This window comes from Agromyces cerinus subsp. cerinus (assembly GCF_900142065.1).
Lineage (GTDB): Bacteria > Actinomycetota > Actinomycetes > Actinomycetales > Microbacteriaceae > Agromyces > Agromyces cerinus.
Genome location: NZ_FSRJ01000001.1, coordinates 1,164,193 through 1,179,581 on the forward strand (window position 1 = coordinate 1,164,193; position 15,389 = coordinate 1,179,581).

Annotated in this window: 14 protein-coding genes; 4 read left to right on the forward strand and 10 right to left on the reverse strand. The window is 68.8% G+C overall.

Annotation, left to right across the window (positions count from 1 at the left end; translation table 11 throughout):
* Nucleotides 1-6: 6 nt before the first annotated feature.
* A complete protein-coding gene (locus BUR99_RS05330; RefSeq protein WP_074259234.1) occupies nucleotides 7-1,419 on the reverse strand; it encodes a cytochrome ubiquinol oxidase subunit I in 1,413 nt (470 codons plus the stop codon).
* 112 nt (nucleotides 1,420-1,531) lie between these two features.
* On the opposite strand from BUR99_RS05330, the gene BUR99_RS05335 reads away from it, so the two are divergent.
* From BUR99_RS05335 to BUR99_RS05345, 3 genes are all read left to right on the forward strand, one after another.
* Nucleotides 1,532-1,906: a BlaI/MecI/CopY family transcriptional regulator gene (locus BUR99_RS05335; RefSeq protein WP_074259235.1), complete on the forward strand. Its 375-nt coding sequence runs from the start codon at nucleotides 1,532-1,534 to the stop codon at nucleotides 1,904-1,906.
* A gap of 2 nt (nucleotides 1,907-1,908) precedes the next feature.
* Nucleotides 1,909-2,844, forward strand: coding sequence for a M56 family metallopeptidase (locus BUR99_RS05340; protein ID WP_074259236.1), 936 nt, complete (start codon nucleotides 1,909-1,911; stop codon nucleotides 2,842-2,844).
* Between the two features lie 85 nt (nucleotides 2,845-2,929).
* Nucleotides 2,930-3,676 (forward strand): DedA family protein, encoded by a 747-nt coding sequence (locus tag BUR99_RS05345; protein ID WP_074259237.1) that lies wholly within the window; start codon nucleotides 2,930-2,932, stop codon nucleotides 3,674-3,676.
* Here the strand turns inward: BUR99_RS05345 and BUR99_RS05350 are convergent.
* From BUR99_RS05350 to BUR99_RS05370, 5 genes are all read right to left on the reverse strand, one after another.
* On the reverse strand, nucleotides 3,673-4,599 hold the full coding sequence (locus BUR99_RS05350; RefSeq protein ID WP_074259238.1) for an ABC transporter substrate-binding protein: 927 nt from the start codon (nucleotides 4,597-4,599) through the stop codon (nucleotides 3,673-3,675). The genes BUR99_RS05345 and BUR99_RS05350 overlap by 4 nt on opposite strands.
* Entirely contained in the window at nucleotides 4,596-5,339 is a 744-nt protein-coding gene (locus tag BUR99_RS05355) for an ABC transporter permease (RefSeq protein WP_074259239.1), read from the reverse strand. The genes BUR99_RS05350 and BUR99_RS05355 overlap by 4 nt, the downstream gene beginning before the upstream one ends.
* On the reverse strand, nucleotides 5,336-6,022 hold the full coding sequence (locus BUR99_RS05360) for an ABC transporter permease (protein WP_074259240.1): 687 nt from the start codon (nucleotides 6,020-6,022) through the stop codon (nucleotides 5,336-5,338). Before BUR99_RS05360 ends, BUR99_RS05355 begins: the two co-directional genes overlap by 4 nt.
* Nucleotides 6,019-6,831 (reverse strand): ABC transporter ATP-binding protein, encoded by an 813-nt coding sequence (locus tag BUR99_RS05365; protein ID WP_074259241.1) that lies wholly within the window; start codon nucleotides 6,829-6,831, stop codon nucleotides 6,019-6,021. The genes BUR99_RS05360 and BUR99_RS05365 overlap by 4 nt, the downstream gene beginning before the upstream one ends.
* Nucleotides 6,832-6,939: 108 nt before the next feature.
* Entirely contained in the window at nucleotides 6,940-7,605 is a 666-nt protein-coding gene (locus tag BUR99_RS05370) for a TetR/AcrR family transcriptional regulator (RefSeq protein ID WP_074259242.1), read from the reverse strand.
* A gap of 106 nt (nucleotides 7,606-7,711) precedes the next feature.
* Between BUR99_RS05370 and BUR99_RS05375 the strand changes: the two genes are divergently transcribed.
* Complete coding sequence (locus BUR99_RS05375) at nucleotides 7,712-8,770, forward strand: App1 family protein (protein WP_074259243.1); 1,059 nt, start codon at nucleotides 7,712-7,714, stop codon at nucleotides 8,768-8,770.
* Nucleotides 8,771-8,826: 56 nt separating this feature from the next.
* On the opposite strand, the gene BUR99_RS05380 is transcribed toward BUR99_RS05375, so the two are convergent.
* The 4 genes from BUR99_RS05380 to dnaE form a co-directional block, all read right to left on the reverse strand.
* A complete protein-coding gene (locus BUR99_RS05380; RefSeq protein ID WP_074259244.1) occupies nucleotides 8,827-9,879 on the reverse strand; it encodes a quinone-dependent dihydroorotate dehydrogenase in 1,053 nt (350 codons plus the stop codon).
* A 40-nt stretch (nucleotides 9,880-9,919) separates the two neighbouring features.
* Nucleotides 9,920-10,393: a transcriptional regulator NrdR gene (gene nrdR, locus BUR99_RS05385; RefSeq protein ID WP_056008298.1), complete on the reverse strand. Its 474-nt coding sequence runs from the start codon at nucleotides 10,391-10,393 to the stop codon at nucleotides 9,920-9,922.
* An 89-nt stretch (nucleotides 10,394-10,482) separates the two neighbouring features.
* Nucleotides 10,483-11,790 (reverse strand): histidinol dehydrogenase, encoded by a 1,308-nt coding sequence (gene hisD, locus BUR99_RS05390; protein ID WP_074259245.1) that lies wholly within the window; start codon nucleotides 11,788-11,790, stop codon nucleotides 10,483-10,485.
* Nucleotides 11,791-11,836: 46 nt separating this feature from the next.
* Complete coding sequence (gene dnaE / locus BUR99_RS05395; RefSeq protein WP_074259246.1) at nucleotides 11,837-15,370, reverse strand: DNA polymerase III subunit alpha; 3,534 nt, start codon at nucleotides 15,368-15,370, stop codon at nucleotides 11,837-11,839.
* Nucleotides 15,371-15,389 lie beyond the last annotated feature (19 nt).

The following is a 15,389-nucleotide window of genomic DNA, read 5'->3' on the forward strand; positions in this document are numbered from 1 at the left end:
GTCCTCCTAGTAGACCGTCGAGGCGGGTTCGACGCGGCCGGTTTCGGGATCGGGTTCGCCGAGCTCCGGTGGGCCCTTCTTGATGGCCCGGATGATGAGGCGCACCTCGACGACGGCGAGGATGCCGTAGATCAGGGTGAACGCCACGAGCGAGATGAGCACGTCGAGTCCGGTCACGTTCGGCGAGACAGCGGATTCCGTCGGCAGCAGGCTGAACACGATCCAGGGTTGCCTGCCCATCTCGGTGAAGATCCAGCCGACGATCATGGCGGCGAGCGAGAGGGGGAAGCTCCAGATCGCGACCTTCCAGACCCATGCCTGCTTGGGCATGCGGCCCTTGCGGGTGACCCAGAGGCCGACCACGGCGACGAGCACGTGGAGCAGACCGAGGCCGATCATCCAGCGGAACGCCCAGTAGGTGATCCAGATGATGGGCGTGTAGTCGCCGGGTCCGTAGAGATCCGTGTACTGCGCCTGGAGGTCGTTGATGCCCTCGACGCAGCCGTCGAAGGTGTGCGTCGAGAGGAACGAGAGCAGGTACGGCACGCGGATGGAGAAGAGCTCGCTCGTGCCGTCGGGTGTGCCGAGGGTGAAGAGCGAGAACGAGGCATCCGCCCCGCAGGCGGTGTCGTACATCGCCTCGGCAGCGGCCATCTTCATCGGCTGGGTCGCCACCATGGCGAGGCTCAGCTGGTCGCCGAAGAGGGTCGTGAGGATGCCGGAGCCGACCATGACCCAGAGGCCGAACTTCAGCGCGGGACGCATCGAGTCGAGGTGCTGGTTGCGGGCGAGGTGCCAGGCCGCGGCGCTGATGATGAGGCCGGCCGCGACCATGAAGCTCGCCGCGATCGTATGCGGGAAGGCCGCGAGCGCCACCGGATTCGCGAGTAGCGCACCGATGTCGACGAGCTCCGCACGACCGCGTTCGGCGTTCATCTCGTACCCGACCGGGTTCTGCATGAACGCGTTCGCCGCGATGATGAAGTACGCCGATGCGATGGAGCCGATGGCCGTGCACCAGATCGTCGCGAGGTGGAGCCCGCGGGGCAGCTTGTCCCAGCCGAAGATCCAGAGTCCGATGAACGTGGCCTCGAAGAAGAAGGCGAGCAGGCCCTCCATCGCGAGCGGGGCGCCGAAGACGTCGCCGACGAAGCGCGAGTACTCCGACCAGTTCATGCCGAACTGGAACTCCTGCACGATGCCCGTCACGACGCCCATGGCGAAGTTGATGAGGAAGATCGTGCCGAAGAACTTCGTGATCTTCAGGTACTCGAGCTTGCCGGTGCGGTACCACGCGGTCTGGAAGACGGCGGTGGAGGTGGCGAGGCCGATGGTGATCGGGACGAACAGGAAGTGGTAGACGGTGGTGAGCCCGAATTGCCATCGGGCGAGCAGCAGCGGATCCAGCAGCTCGTTCACGGATGCCCCTTTCACACGCGGATCGCGTCGTGATGTCGCTACGTTCTACACGCGGTAGAACCTTCTTCTACGAAGCGTAGAACAAATCGCCCGACGACGGTAGTCTGGAGGTATGGCGAGTCTCGGCGAACTGGAACGCTCCGTGATGGAGGTGTTGTGGTCGCGCGACGCCGCGCTCACCGCGAACGAACTTCGCGACGCCCTCGCCATCAGCGAAGGCGAGCCCGGCCGCGCCGTCGCGACGACGACCGTGTTGACCGTGCTGTCGCGCCTCGAGCGCAAGGGCTTCGTGTCGCGAGCTCGTGACACCCGCCCGCACCGCTACCGGGCGCTGCTCACTCGCGAAGAGCACACCGCAGAGCTCATGCACGAGGTGCTCGACCGCGCAAGCGACCGCGATGCCGCGCTCGCCAGATTCGTCGGCACCGTCAGCGCCGGCGAGGCCGCCACGCTGCGGCGCCTGCTCGACGATCTCTCGCGCTCCTGACGATGCTCGCCGTCGCCGTGCTGCTCGGCGGGTTCGCCCTGCTGCTCGCCTGGCCGATCCCCCTCGTGCTGTCGCGAGCGGCATGGCCCACGCGCTCCCCCGCGATCGCCCTCGCACTCTGGCAGGCGATCGCACTCGGCGGCGGCCTCTCGATGATCGGCTGCCTGCTCGTCTTCGGCGCGTCGCCGGCCGGGTCGCTCCTGGGCGCGGCCGGTGCGCTGCTCCCCCATCTCTTCACCGGCCCGATCCCGCCCGAGTTCGGCGTCGTACATCTCGCCGCCCTCACGCTCGCCGCCGGACTCGCGCTGCACCTCGCGCTCAACCTGGCGCTGACGGCGGTACGCGCCGAACGCGAACGCCGCCGCCAGCACCAGCTCATCGACCTGCTCAGCGACCCCATGCCGGGTCAGCCGAGAACCCGCGTGCTCGCGCATCCGGTGCCCCTCGCCTACTGCGTGCCGGGCATCCGCACCGCGACGGTGCTCACCGACGGCCTCATCGACGCGCTCGACGACGCCGAGCTCCGGGCCGTCATCGCACACGAGCGCGCGCACCTCGACCAGCTGCACCACCTGGTGCTGCTCGCGTTCCGGGCCTGGCACAGCGCCCTGCCCTGGTTCCCGATCGCAAACCGCGCCGAGCGGTCGGTCGCGCTCCTCGCCGAGATGCTCGCCGACGATCGCGCCCGTCGCGAGTCCGACGACGACGCACTCCGTCGTGCGATGCTGCAGGTCGGCAGCGGCGGAGAGCCCGGCGCCTACGCCGACTCCGGCGGGGTCGTTCCCGACGTCACGATGCTCGAGGCGCGGCTCGCACGCCTCGACGAGCCGCAGCAGCTCTCGGGGCCGGTCACCGGCTCCGCCGTCGTGTGGAGCGCAGCGATCATCGTCGCCGTGCCGATCGTCGCGCTGCTCGCCACACTCGGCGCACTCGCCTGACCCCGACCACGGTACGAGCCGCTGCGCTGGCGAATCAGTCCGCAGTCTGATGCCGTCGTTCAGCGCTCCTCGGTACGCTCGAACGATGAACGAGATCCTCGACTGGATCCTCGACACCGTCCAGGCTGTCGACCCGATCGCCCGCACCCTGCTCGCCGGGCTCGGCATGCTGCTCGAGACGTCGGTGCTGATCGGCCTCGTCGTGCCGGGCGACACGATCGTGATCGTCGCCTCGACGGCCGTCGACGGAGTGGGCGAGTACTTCGCACTCACGATCACCGTCATCGTCGGCGCACTGATCGGCGAGAGCATCGGATTCGCGCTGGGCCGTTGGTTCGGTCCGCACATCCACCGCTCGTGGGTCGGGCGCAAGATCGGCGACGAGAACTGGGCTCGGGCCGAACGCTACCTCGATCGCCGCGGCGGTCCCGCGGTCTTCATCTCACGGTTCCTGCCCGTGCTGCATTCGCTCATCCCGCTCACGGTCGGCATGAGCTCGATGCGGTACCGCAAGTTCATGGCCTGGACGATCCCCGCCTGCGTCATCTGGGCGTTCTCGTACGTGACCGTCGGCTGGCTCGCCGCCGGCAGCTACCGCGAGCTGAGCCGCGAGCTGCACTGGGCGGGGTACCTGTTCGTCGGCATCATCGCCCTCTTCCTCGCCGCCGCCTGGGGCGTGAAGAAGCTGCTCGTCCGCACAGAGGCCAAGCACATGACGGCGACGGATGCCCCGGCGCCGGCGCCCTCAGAGGCGGGCGACGAGGCGCTCGAAGACGGCGAAGGGCCGGATGCCGCGGCATCCGACCCCTCGAACCTCGACGCGAACCGCTAGAACAGCGACTTCTCGGCGAGCCAGTCCTTCGCGATCTGGTCGGCGGACTGCTGCTCGTCGACGCTGAGCGCGTTGAGCGCGACGAGGTCTTCGGCGGTGAGCGCGTCGCTCACGGTGTTGATGACCTCGGCGATCTCATCGGTGACCTTCTCGCTCACGACCGGCACGACATGCGATGCCAGGAAGAGCCCCTCGGGGTCTTCGAGCGTCACGAGATCGTTGGCCTTGATGTTCGGGTCGGCGCTGTAGATGTTCACGAGCTGCACCTGGTCGTCCACGAGCGCCTTGAGGGTGAGCGGGCCGCCGCTGTCCTCGATCGGCGTGAAGGCCACGTCGACCCCGTAGACCGACTTCAGCCCTTCGGGACCGTACGGGCGCGTCTCGAGCTCGGAGTTGCCGCCGAGGGTCAGCGGAGTCGTGACCTTCGCGAGGTCGGCGAGGCTCGTCACGCCGTTGGCGTCCGAGAACTCCTTCGTGACGTTGTACGAGTCCTGATCGGTCGCCGACGACTGGTCGAGCACACGCAGGCCCTCGGGCAGCGAGGTCTCGAGTTCGGCGTAGACGTCGTCGCTCGTCGTCGCCGTCGTGTCGGGCACGTAGTACTGGAGCAGATTGCCCGTGTACTCGGGGAACACGTCGATCTCGCCCGCTTCGATCTCGGGGATGTAGACCTCCCGCTGGCCGATGCGGAACTGCCGATCGACCGTGAAGCCGTTCTCCTCGAGCGCCTGCGCGTAGATCTCGGCGATGATCTCGTTGGAGTAGTAGTCCTGCGAACCGACGACGATCGTCTCCGACGACGCGCCGTCGGTGCTCGATCCGCTGTCCAGCGGATCGCCCGACGCGCACCCTGCCAGGGCCACTGTCGCCCCGACCGCGACCGCTGCGAGTGCAACGAGCCGGCCTTTTCCTGCGGTGTTCATTCTGGATTCCCTTCGGTGATGGGTCGCCCCACGACCGCTCGTGGCCGGGGCGGCCGCGAGCGGAGCTCTCTGGTTCTGGTCGCCCGCACACCGGCGGGCACGACGAGTCGCTGGATGATCGCGAAGAGGCCGTCGATGGCGAGGGCGAGCAGGATCACGAGGATCGAGCCGCCGAGCATCTCGGCGTAGTCGCGGGTCTTCAGTCCGGCGAAGATGAAGCGGCCGAGCCCGTCGTCGGCGATGTAGGCGGCGAGCGTCGCGGTCGCGATGATCTGGAGCGTGGCCGAGCGGATGCCGCCGACGATGATCGGCATGCCGAGCGGCACCTCGACCTTGCCGATGATCTGCCCCTCGCGCATGCCCATCGCCCTCGCAGCGTCGACCGTGCGTCGATCGACGGACTCGAGCCCCGAGTAGGCGCCGGCGAGCAGCGGCGGCAGTGCGAGCACGACCAGTGCGATGATCGGTGCCTGCAGGCCGATGCCGAGCCACAGCGCGAGGAGCGTGAGCAGGCCCAGTGTCGGCAGCGCGCGCAACCCGCCGGAGACCGTCACGACGAGTTCCTTGCCGCGGCCGGTGTGCCCGACCAGCGTGCCGATCGGCAGGGCGATGAGTGCTGAGATCACGAGCACGGTCGCCGAGATCGCGAGATGCTGGGCGATGCGCTCGGGGATCGACCCCACCCCGGTCCAGTTGGCCGGGTCGAGGATCCAGGCGATGCCGTCGAGCAGGAGGTTCATGCGGCGTCCACCCGCTCGACGCGGTCGAGGGTGCGGCGACGCTCCGCGGCGCTCGGCCGCCACCACGGCATCAGCATGCGGCCGATCGCCACGCTCGCCCAATCGAGCCCGATGGCGAGCACCATGGTGGCCACGATGCCCGTGATGATCTCGGCCTGGATGCCCCGCTGCAGGCCATCGGTGAAGAGGCTTCCGAGGCTCTGCACGCCGATGACGGCGCCGATGGTGGCGAGACTCACCGTGCTCACGATCACGACCCGGAGGCCGGACAGCAGCACCGGCCCCGCGAGCGGCAGCTCGACGCCCCAGAACCGACCCGCCGCCGAATAACCGATGGCCGTCGCCGACTGGCGCACATCGGGCTCCACCGCGTCGAAGGCGTCGGCGGCGGTGCGCACGATCACCGCGATGCCGTACAACGTCAGCGCGATCACGAGGTTGATCGGGGAGGTGGTGCGCTGCCCGGTGACGATCGGCAGCGCGATGAGCAGCGCGAGCGACGGGATCGCGTAGAGCAGGCCGCAGAGCGAGAGCAGCACCCCTCGCGACCACCGGTACCGGTGCGCGATCCATCCGATCGGAACCGAGATCACGAAGCTCAGTATGATCGCGGGCACCGACAATGCCAGATGCGTCAGCATCAGTTCGCCGACCAGGTCGAGATTCGACCAGAGCCAGTTCACGAGGCGAGCACTCCCGCCGGCCGTCCGTCGTCGTCGACGACGATGCGGCGGCCGTCGACCTCGGTCAGGTGCAGCGCCCGCTTGCCGCGATTCGCCCCGACGAAGTCGGCGACGAAGTCGTCGGCGGGATTCGCGAGGATCTCGGCCGGAGACGCGGCCTGGGAGATCTGCCCGCCGTGCTGCATGATCACGACCTGGTCGCCCAGCAGGAACGCCTCGTCGATGTCGTGCGTGACGAAGACGACCGTCTTGCCGAGCTCGCCCTGCAGGCGGAGGAGCTCCTGCTGCAGCTCAGCCCGCACGATCGGGTCGACGGCGCCGAACGGTTCGTCCATCAGCAGGATGTTGGGGTCGACGGCGAGGCCGCGGGCGACGCCCACCCGTTGCTGTTGACCGCCCGAGAGCTGGCTCGGGTACTTGTCGGCGAGCGAGCGGTCGAGCCCCACCGTGTCGAGCAGCTCGAGTGCGCGAGCGTGGGCGACGGCCTTCTTCTCACCGCGGAGCAGCGGCACCGTCGCGACGTTGTCGATCACCTTCCGGTGCGGCAGCAGTCCCGAGTTCTGCATCACGTACCCGATGCCGCGTCGCAGCCCCACCGGCTCGAGCGTCGCGACATCCGTGCCGTCGATCAGCACCTGCCCTGCGGTCGGATCGACCATGCGGTTGATCATGCGCAGGAGCGTCGTCTTCCCGGAGCCCGACGAGCCGACGAAGACGGTCGTCTTGCGCGGCGGGACGACGATGTCGACACCCGCCACCGCGACGGTGCCGTCGGGGAACTGCTTGGTGACGCCACGGAACTCGATCATGCTGCCTCATTCCACGCCCGGTGCTCACCGGGACAGGATTCCAGCCAAACACCAATCGCATGCAGAGGCAACGAGCGCGACGCGGCGCGTCGGCCGCCGACCGGAGTGTCAGGCCGCGTTGCTGGCGCTTCGCGCCTCACCGAGGTGCTCGGCGAGGTAGTCGTGCACGAGGCGCTTCGCCTCGGCGAGGTAGCGGTCGTCGCCGGCCTCGTCGCGCTCGAACGCGCGGCTGATGAGCGCGTCTCCGAGTTCGATCGAGACGCCGAGGCGGAAGCGCAGCTCCGCGAGGTCGAGGTCGTCGCCGCCGAACTCCGCCTCGATGAGGCGTGCCAGTCGGTGGGCGAGCTCGGGCTCGATGTCGCCCTCGGGCGTCTCACGACGCGCGGCGTGCACGACGCTGAAGCCCGGTTCGTCGCGGTACATCGCGGCGCAGGCGTCGATCGCCACGTCCATGAGGTGCCACCAGTTGGCGAGGTCGATGTCGACGAGGTCGTCGGCGATGCGCTCGCGGAAACGCCGCACCGAGCGCTCGCGAAGTGCGTACAGCACGGCGACGCGGTCGGGGAAGTAGCGGTACACCGTGCCGATCGAGGCGCCGGCGCGCTCGGCGACCATCTGCGTGGTCAGACGCTCGAACCCGGACTCGTCGACGATCTCCGCCGCCGCATCGAGCAGCGCGTCGAGGCGCTGTGTACTGCGTCGCTGGGTCGGCTCGGTGCGGATCGAGCGTCTCCGGCTCGGATCGGCCCCCAGGATCAGGTCGACATTCGGCACGGAACCTCCTCAGTTGCCCGTCCACTCTACCCGGAGCGGCGCGGGCCGTTCGACCACTGCCTCCCTCGTTTCGCGACGCGGTGTCGACGCATGACAGACTGAGTGGATGCCGGCGAGCTCCCCCCCTCCGGCCGGACAACGAGAGCGCCAGGTCCGGCATCGTGCCGCGCGCCTCGAAGACCGCGTGCACGAGATCCGCGAGCGCTGGGCGCGGCGCCGCGGGCACCGGCCGACCATCGTGCCCTACACCGGCTACGGGTCCACCGAATGGGTGCGCGTCCTCTGCCGAGTACTGCTCAGCAAGCCGGTCGACCCACACGAGACCTCGAAGCGCCGTCGCCGTAGAGGCGAGCAGGGCATTCGCGGATGGCGCAGCTTCACGAGCGTGCCCGTGGGCGGTGTTCCCGTGGTGATCGAGGTCGGCGGCACGCGCATCGAGGTGCTGGCCGACCGCGGCGGGGTCGTCGACACGAAGGTGCCGGTCTCGCTCGAGCCCGGCTGGCACCGCGTGACGCTGCACACCGAAGGGGCGGAGCCCGTCGAGGCGCCGATCTGGATCGTCGGACCCGAGGTGCGATTCGGCATCATCTCCGACGTCGACGACACCGTGATGGTCACGGCGCTCCCCCGGCCGCTCGTGGCCTTCTGGAACACCTTCGTGCTCGACGAGCATGCGCGCATCCCGACGCCGGGCATGGCCGTGCTGTTCGAACGCCTCGTTCGCTCGCATCCCGCCTCCCCCGTCATCTATCTGTCGACGGGCGCCTGGAACGTCGCTCCGACGCTCACGCGATTCCTCTCCCGCAACCTCTACCCGGCGGGTCCGCTCCTGCTCACCGACTGGGGGCCGACGCACGACCGCTGGTTCCGGAGCGGCCGGGAGCACAAGCAGGAGAACCTCCGGCGCCTCGCCGAGGAGTTCCCCGACGTGCGCTGGCTGCTCATCGGCGATGACGGCCAGCACGACGAGGAGCACTACGAGCGATTCGCGCTCGAGCACCCCGACAAGGTCGCCGCCGTCGCGATCCGCCGCCTGTCGAAGGGCGAGGCCGTGCTCGCCGGAGGCCGCACCCGGACCGAGCAGCACGCCGCGGGCGTGCCGTGGGTGTCGGCGAACGACGGATCGACGATCGCCGACCGACTCGCCGACCTCGGCGTGCTCTGAACGCCCGCGTGCTCTGACCACCGGCGTCTGCGACGGGCAGCGCGCGGCGGGTGAGGTTACGCCGCGACGGCCGAACGGCGGCTCCGCGCGAACTTCGCAAGGCCCCGATTGACGTGCCGCGCCCAGAACGGCCCCCGGTAGATGAACGCCGAGTACCCCTGCACGAGCGTGGCTCCCGCATCGAGCCGGTTCTGCACGTCGGCGGCGGTCTCGACGCCGCCGACCGAGACGACGCAGAGTTCGGCCGGCACCTGCGCACGGATGAGTCGCAGCACGTCCAGTGACCGTGCAGCGAGCGGCGCACCCGAGAGTCCGCCTGCGCCGATGGCTTCGACGACGGATGCCTCGGCCTGGAGTCCCTCGCGGGAGATCGTCGTGTTCGTCGCGATGATGCCGTCGAGGCCGAGCCGCTCGACGAGCTCGCAGATGCGCACGATCTCGGCGTCGTCGAGGTCAGGTGCGATCTTCACGAGCAACGGGGTGTCGCCGGCCGCGGCGCGCACCGTTTCGAGCAGCGGTGCGAGGGAGTCGATCTCCTGCAGGCCGCGCAGTCCCGGGGTGTTGGGCGAGCTGACGTTGACTACGAGGTAGTCGGCGAAGGGCGCCAGCACGCGCGCGCTCCGCTCGTAGTCGGCGACCGCGTCCTCGACGGCGGTGACCCGGCTCTTGCCGATGTTGACGCCGAGCACCGGACGGTCGGTGCGACGCGACAGCCGCGAGAGACGGCCGGCTGCGGCATCCGCACCGCCGTTGTTGAAGCCCATGCGGTTCACGAGCGCGCGGTCGCTCACGAGGCGGAAGAGCCGCGGCCGCGGGTTGCCGGGTTGCGCGATCGCCGTGATCGTGCCGACCTCGACGTGCCCGAATCCGAGGTTGCCGAGCCCGCGCACTGCGAAGCCGTCCTTGTCGAAGCCTGCGGCGACGCCGAAGGGCGACGGGAAGCGCAGGCCGAGCGTCTCGACCGCGAGCGACGGGTCGGGCGCGGTGAACCGCTCGACGAGCTTGCCGAACCCGAGCGTCGGGAGCGCACGGATGACGCGGAACGCGAGGTGGTGCGCGTCTTCCGGGTCCATGTGGGAGAGGAAGGCGGTGAAGAGAAGTCGATACATCGCGCCTCAGGCTACCGGAGTGGGAGCGGCCGGGCCGACGTCACTCCACCGGCCGTGCCGGCAGACGGCCGTGCTCTTCACGGAGCTGATCGATCGCGGATTCGAAATCGTCGAGCGAATCGAACGCCTGGTAGACGCTCGCGAAGCGGAGATAGGCGACCTCGTCGAGCTCACGGAGCGGCGGCAGGATCGCGAGGCCGATGTCGTTCGCCTCGATCTGCGATGCACCCGTCGAGCGGATCGTCTCCTCGACCTTCTGCGCGAGCACCGCGAGGTCGGAGTCGGTCACCGGGCGGCCCTGGCACGCCTTCCTGACGCCGAGCACGACCTTCTCGCGGCTGAACGGCTCGACCACGCCGGACCGCTTGATGACGACGAGACTCGCCGTCTCGGTCGTCGAGAACCGGCGCCCGCACTCGGGGCACTGGCGACGGCGCCGGATCGAGAGCCCGTCATCGCTCGTGCGGGAGTCGATGACTCGGGAGTCGGGGTGGCGGCAGAAGGGACAGTACATGGTGCTCCCAGCCTAGCGGCGGCGATCGGGGCCCCGCCGACCGCCGCGACGACGACGGGAAGGTCTCCCCGGAACGGATCGGATCGTGGTCAGCGTGGGAAACGGGCGGTGACGGCCTCGCCGTGCGCGGGCAGGTCTTCTTCCGTCGAGAGCGCGGCGATCACCGGGGCGACCTCGCGCAGCGCCTGCTCGTCGTAGCGCACGACCTGCTGCGGACGCAGGAATGTGGCGGCCGAGAGCCCGGATGCATGGCGCGCCTGGCCGCCCGTCGGCAGCACGTGGTTCGAGCCCGCCGCGTAGTCGCCGAGGCTGACCGGCGAGAAGGAGCCCACGAAGATGGCACCGGCGTTCTCGATGCGGGCGAGCGTGGCGTCGACGTCGCGCACCTGGATCTCGAGGTGCTCGGGGCCGAAGGCGTTCGCGAAGTCGGCGGCCTGCTCGAGGTCGTCGACGAGCACGACGGCCGACTGCACGCCGTCGATCGCCTCGCGCACCCGTGCGCTGTGTTTGGTGGCCGTGACGCGCGCCTCGAGGCGCTCGGCCACCCGGGCCGCGAGCTCGGGCGAGTCGGTGACGAGCACCGCGGCGGCGAGTTCGTCGTGCTCGGCCTGGCTCACGAGGTCGGCCGCGACGAAGTCGGGATCGGCGCTGTCGTCGGCGATGACGAGGATGTCGGTCGGTCCGGCCTCCGCATCGATGCCGGTCACGCTCTGCACGACGCGCTTGGCCGCTGCGACGAAGACGTTGCCCGGGCCGGTCACGCGCTGCACCGGTTCGAGGCCGATGCCCTCGACGCCGTACGCGAAGGCGCCGATCGCCCCGGCACCGCCCATGGCGTAGACCTCGGTGATGCCGAGGAGGGCTGCGATGCCCGCGATCGTCGGGTGGATGCGGCCGCCGAACTCCGACTGCGCCGGTGACGCGAGCGCGATCGAGCGCACCCCCGCCACCTGGGCGGGCACGACGTTCATGATCACGCTCGACGGGTAGACCGCCTTGCCGCCCGGCACGTAGAGGCCGACGCGGGCGACGGGCTGCCACCGCTGCTCGACGACGGCGCCGGCGGCGAGCACGGTCGTCTGCGGAGCGGGCACCTGGGCCTCGCTCGCCGCACGGACGCGCTCGATCGTCTGGAGCGCCGCTGCGCGGATCTCGGGCGCGAGGCCCTCGAGCGCCGCCGCCAGTTCGTCGGCCGGAACGCGCACCGCCGAAGGACGGACTCCGTCGAAGCGCTCGGCCTGGTCGAGCAGCGCCGTCTCACCGTGCTCGCGCACCTCGTCGATGATCGAGCGGGCGGCGTCGAGTGCCGCGGAGACGTCGGTCGCCGCCCGGGGCACGAGGGCGAGGAGCCCTGCCGTCGAGGGGCGGGTTCCACGGAGATCGATGGTGCGCAGCATGATGATTCCAGCCTACCGACGTGTCACGCCGCGTACCGGGCCGTCGTCACACGAGGCAGTTCGGCCCGAGCAGGCTCTTCAGCTCTCCGTAGAGATCGGCGGTCACCTTGACCGGGTACTGCCCGACCTCGAAGACGCGGCCGACGCGGCCCTTCGTCAGCGTGATCCGAACCTCGGTCTCCCCGTGGTGGCGTACGAGCACCTCTCGGAGCGCCTCGGTCGTCTCCTGCGTCGCCCGTTGGTCGGGCAGCGTGATCTTCACGATGCCCGATTCCTCGTCTTGGCCGAGTTCGGGCGTGAACACGCTGTAGGCGTGCAGGTTCATGCCGTCGTCGCGCATGCTGACCCGCCCGCGCACGACCACGATCGAGTCGGCCTGCAGGCCGGGTGCGAACTCCTGGTAGGCCTTGCCCATGAACATCACCGTGATCTCGCCCGAGAAGTCCTCGACCGTGATCATGCCGTACTGGTTGCCCGAGGCCTTCGCGATGCGGTGCTGAACGCTCGTGACGAGACCCGCGACCGTGACGGTGTCGGCATCCTGCGTCGAATCCGAAGTGGTGAGATCGAGGATCGACGTCGACGCGTGCTTCGCGAGCGGCACTTCGAGTCCGTCGAGCGGATGCTCGGACACGTAGAGTCCCAGCATCTCGCGTTCGAACGCCAGCTTCTGCTTCTTCGGCCACTCCGGACGCGCAGGCACGAGCGACGGCGCGGCATCCCGTTCGTCGTCGTCGAAGAGGCTGTCGAAGTCGAAGCCGAAGTCGCCGACCTCCTCGGCGCGCTTCTCCTTCACGACCGACTCGACCGCGCCCTCGTGGATCTCGACGAGCGAGCGACGCGTGTGGCCGAGCGAGTCGAACGCGCCCGCCTTCACGAGCGACTCGACCGTGCGCTTGTTCGCGACCGGGAGCGGCGACTTCTTCAGGAAGTCGTGGAAGGACTCGAATCGGCCCTTTGAGTCGCGTGCACCGCGGATCGCGTCGACCACGTTGAAGCCGACGTTGCGCACGGCGCCGAGTCCGAATCGGATGTCTTCACCGACCGCGGCGAAGTAGCCGATCGACTCGTTCACGTCGGGCGGCAGCACCTTGATGCCCATGCGACGGCATTCGTTGAGATAGAGCGCGAGCTTGTCACGCGCGTCGCCGACACTCGTGAGCAGCGCCGCCATGTACTCGGCCGGATAGTGCGCCTTGAGATACGCGGTCCAGTAGCTCAGCACGCCGTAGGCGGCGGAGTGCGCCTTGTTGAACGCGTAGTCCGAGAACGGGAGCAGGATCTCCCAGAGCTTCTGGATCGCCGCATCGGAGTAGCCGTTGGCCTTCATGCCTCCGGAGAAGCCCTCGTACTGCTTGTCGAGCTCGGACTTCTTCTTCTTGCCCATCGCGCGGCGCAGGATGTCGGCCTGGCCGAGCGAGAACCCGGCGACCTTCTGCGCGATCGCCATGACCTGCTCCTGATAGATGATCAGGCCGTAGCTCGTGTCGAGGATCTCCCGGAGCGACTCAGCGAACTCGGGGTGGATCGGGGTGATCTCCTGCAGGCCGTTCTTGCGAAGCGCGTAGTTGATGTGCGAGTTCGCACCCATGGGGCCCGGACGGTAGAGCGCGATGACGGCCGAGATGTCTTCGAAGTTGTCGGGCTTCATCTGACGCAGCAGCGATCGCATCGGCCCGCCGTCGAGCTGGAACACGCCGAGCGTGTCGCCTCTCGCGAGCAGGTCGTAGGCGCCCTGGTCGTCGAGCGCGAGGTCTTCGAGCACCGGACGGTGGCCGCGGTTGGCCTCGATGTTGTCGAGTGCGTCGTCGATGATGGTGAGGTTGCGCAGCCCCAGGAAGTCCATCTTGATGAGGCCGAGCGACTCGCACGCCGGGTAGTCGAACTGCGTGACGATCTGGCCGTCTTGTTCGCGCTTCATGATCGGGATGATGTCGACGAGCGGGTCGCTCGACATGATCACGCCGGCCGCGTGCACGCCCCACTGGCGCTTCAGGTTCTCGAGGCCGAGCGCCGTCTCGAAGACGGTCTTCGCCTCGGGATCGGTCTCGACGATCGCCCGGATGTCGGAGGCCTCTTTGTACCGCGGATGCTTCGTGTCGAAGATGCCGGTGAGCGGGATGTCCTTGCCCATGACCGCCGGCGGCATCGCCTTCGTGAGCTTCTCGCCCATCGAGAACGGGAAGCCGAGCACGCGGCCCGAGTCCTTGAGCGCCTGCTTCGCCTTGATCGTGCCGTAGGTCACGATCTGCGCGACGCGCTCGTCGCCGTACTTCTCGGTGACGTACCTGATGACCTCGCCGCGCCGACGCTCGTCGAAGTCGACGTCGAAGTCGGGCATCGAGACGCGGTCGGGGTTCAGGAACCGCTCGAAGATGAGGCCGTGCTGCAGCGGGTCGAGGTCGGTGATGCGCATGGCGTACGCCGCCATCGAGCCGGCGCCGGAGCCACGGCCGGGGCCGACCCGGATGCCGTTGTTCTTCGACCAGTTGATGAAGTCGGCGACGACGAGGAAGTAGCCGGGGAAGCCCATCTGCAGGATGACGCCGACCTCGTAGTCGGCCTGCTTGCGCACCTCGGCCGGGATGCCGTTCGGGTAGCGCACCTCGAGGCCGCGGTCGACCTCCTTGACGAACCAGGTGTCTTCGCTCTCGCCCTCGGGCACGGGGAAGCGCGGCATGTAGTTGGCGCTCGTGTTGAACTTCACGTCGGCGCGCTCGGCGATGAGCAGGGTGTTGTCGCAGGCCTCGGGGTAGTCGCGGAAGACATGGCGCATCTCGGCGGCGGTCTTCAGGTAGAACTCGTCGGCATCGAACTTGAAGCGGTTGGGGTCGTCGAGTGTCGAGCCTGATTGTACGCAGAGCAGGGCGGCATGACTCTTGGCATCGGCGGCGTGCGTGTAGTGCAGGTCGTTCGTGGCCACCAACGGCAGCGCGAGGTCCTTCGCCAGCCGGTGCAGATCCTCCATGATGCGGCGCTCGATGCCGAGCCCGTGGTCCATGATCTCGGCGAAGTAGTTCTCTTTGCCGAAGATGTCGCGGAAGTCGGATGCCGCCTTCACCGCTTCGTCGTACTGCCCGAGCCTGAGGCGCGTCTGCACCTCGCCCGACGGGCAGCCGGTCGTGGCGATGAGCCCATTCGAGTACATCGACAGCAGTTCGCGGTCCATGCGCGGCTTGAAGTAGTAGCCCTCGATCGACGCACGGCTCGAGAGCCGGAAGAGGTTGTGCATGCCCTCGGTGGTCTCGGAGAGCAGCGTCATGTGCGTGTACGCGCCCGAGCCCGAGACGTCGTCGCCGCCGCCGTTGCCCCAGCGGATCCTGGTCTTGTCGCCGCGCGCCGTGCCCGGGGTGATGTAGGCCTCGGTGCCGATGATCGGCTTGATACCGGCGTCGGTCGCCTGCTTCCAGAAGTCGTACGCGCCGAACACGTTGCCGTGGTCGGTGATCGCGACCGCGGGCATTCCCTCGCCCTTCGCAGCCTGGATGAGCTCCCCCACCCTCGCTGCGCCGTCGAGCATCGAGTACTCGCTGTGCACGTGCAGGTGGACGAAGGAATCGGTGGCCACTGGGCTCCTCATCGGGTACGGCGAGTGTGTT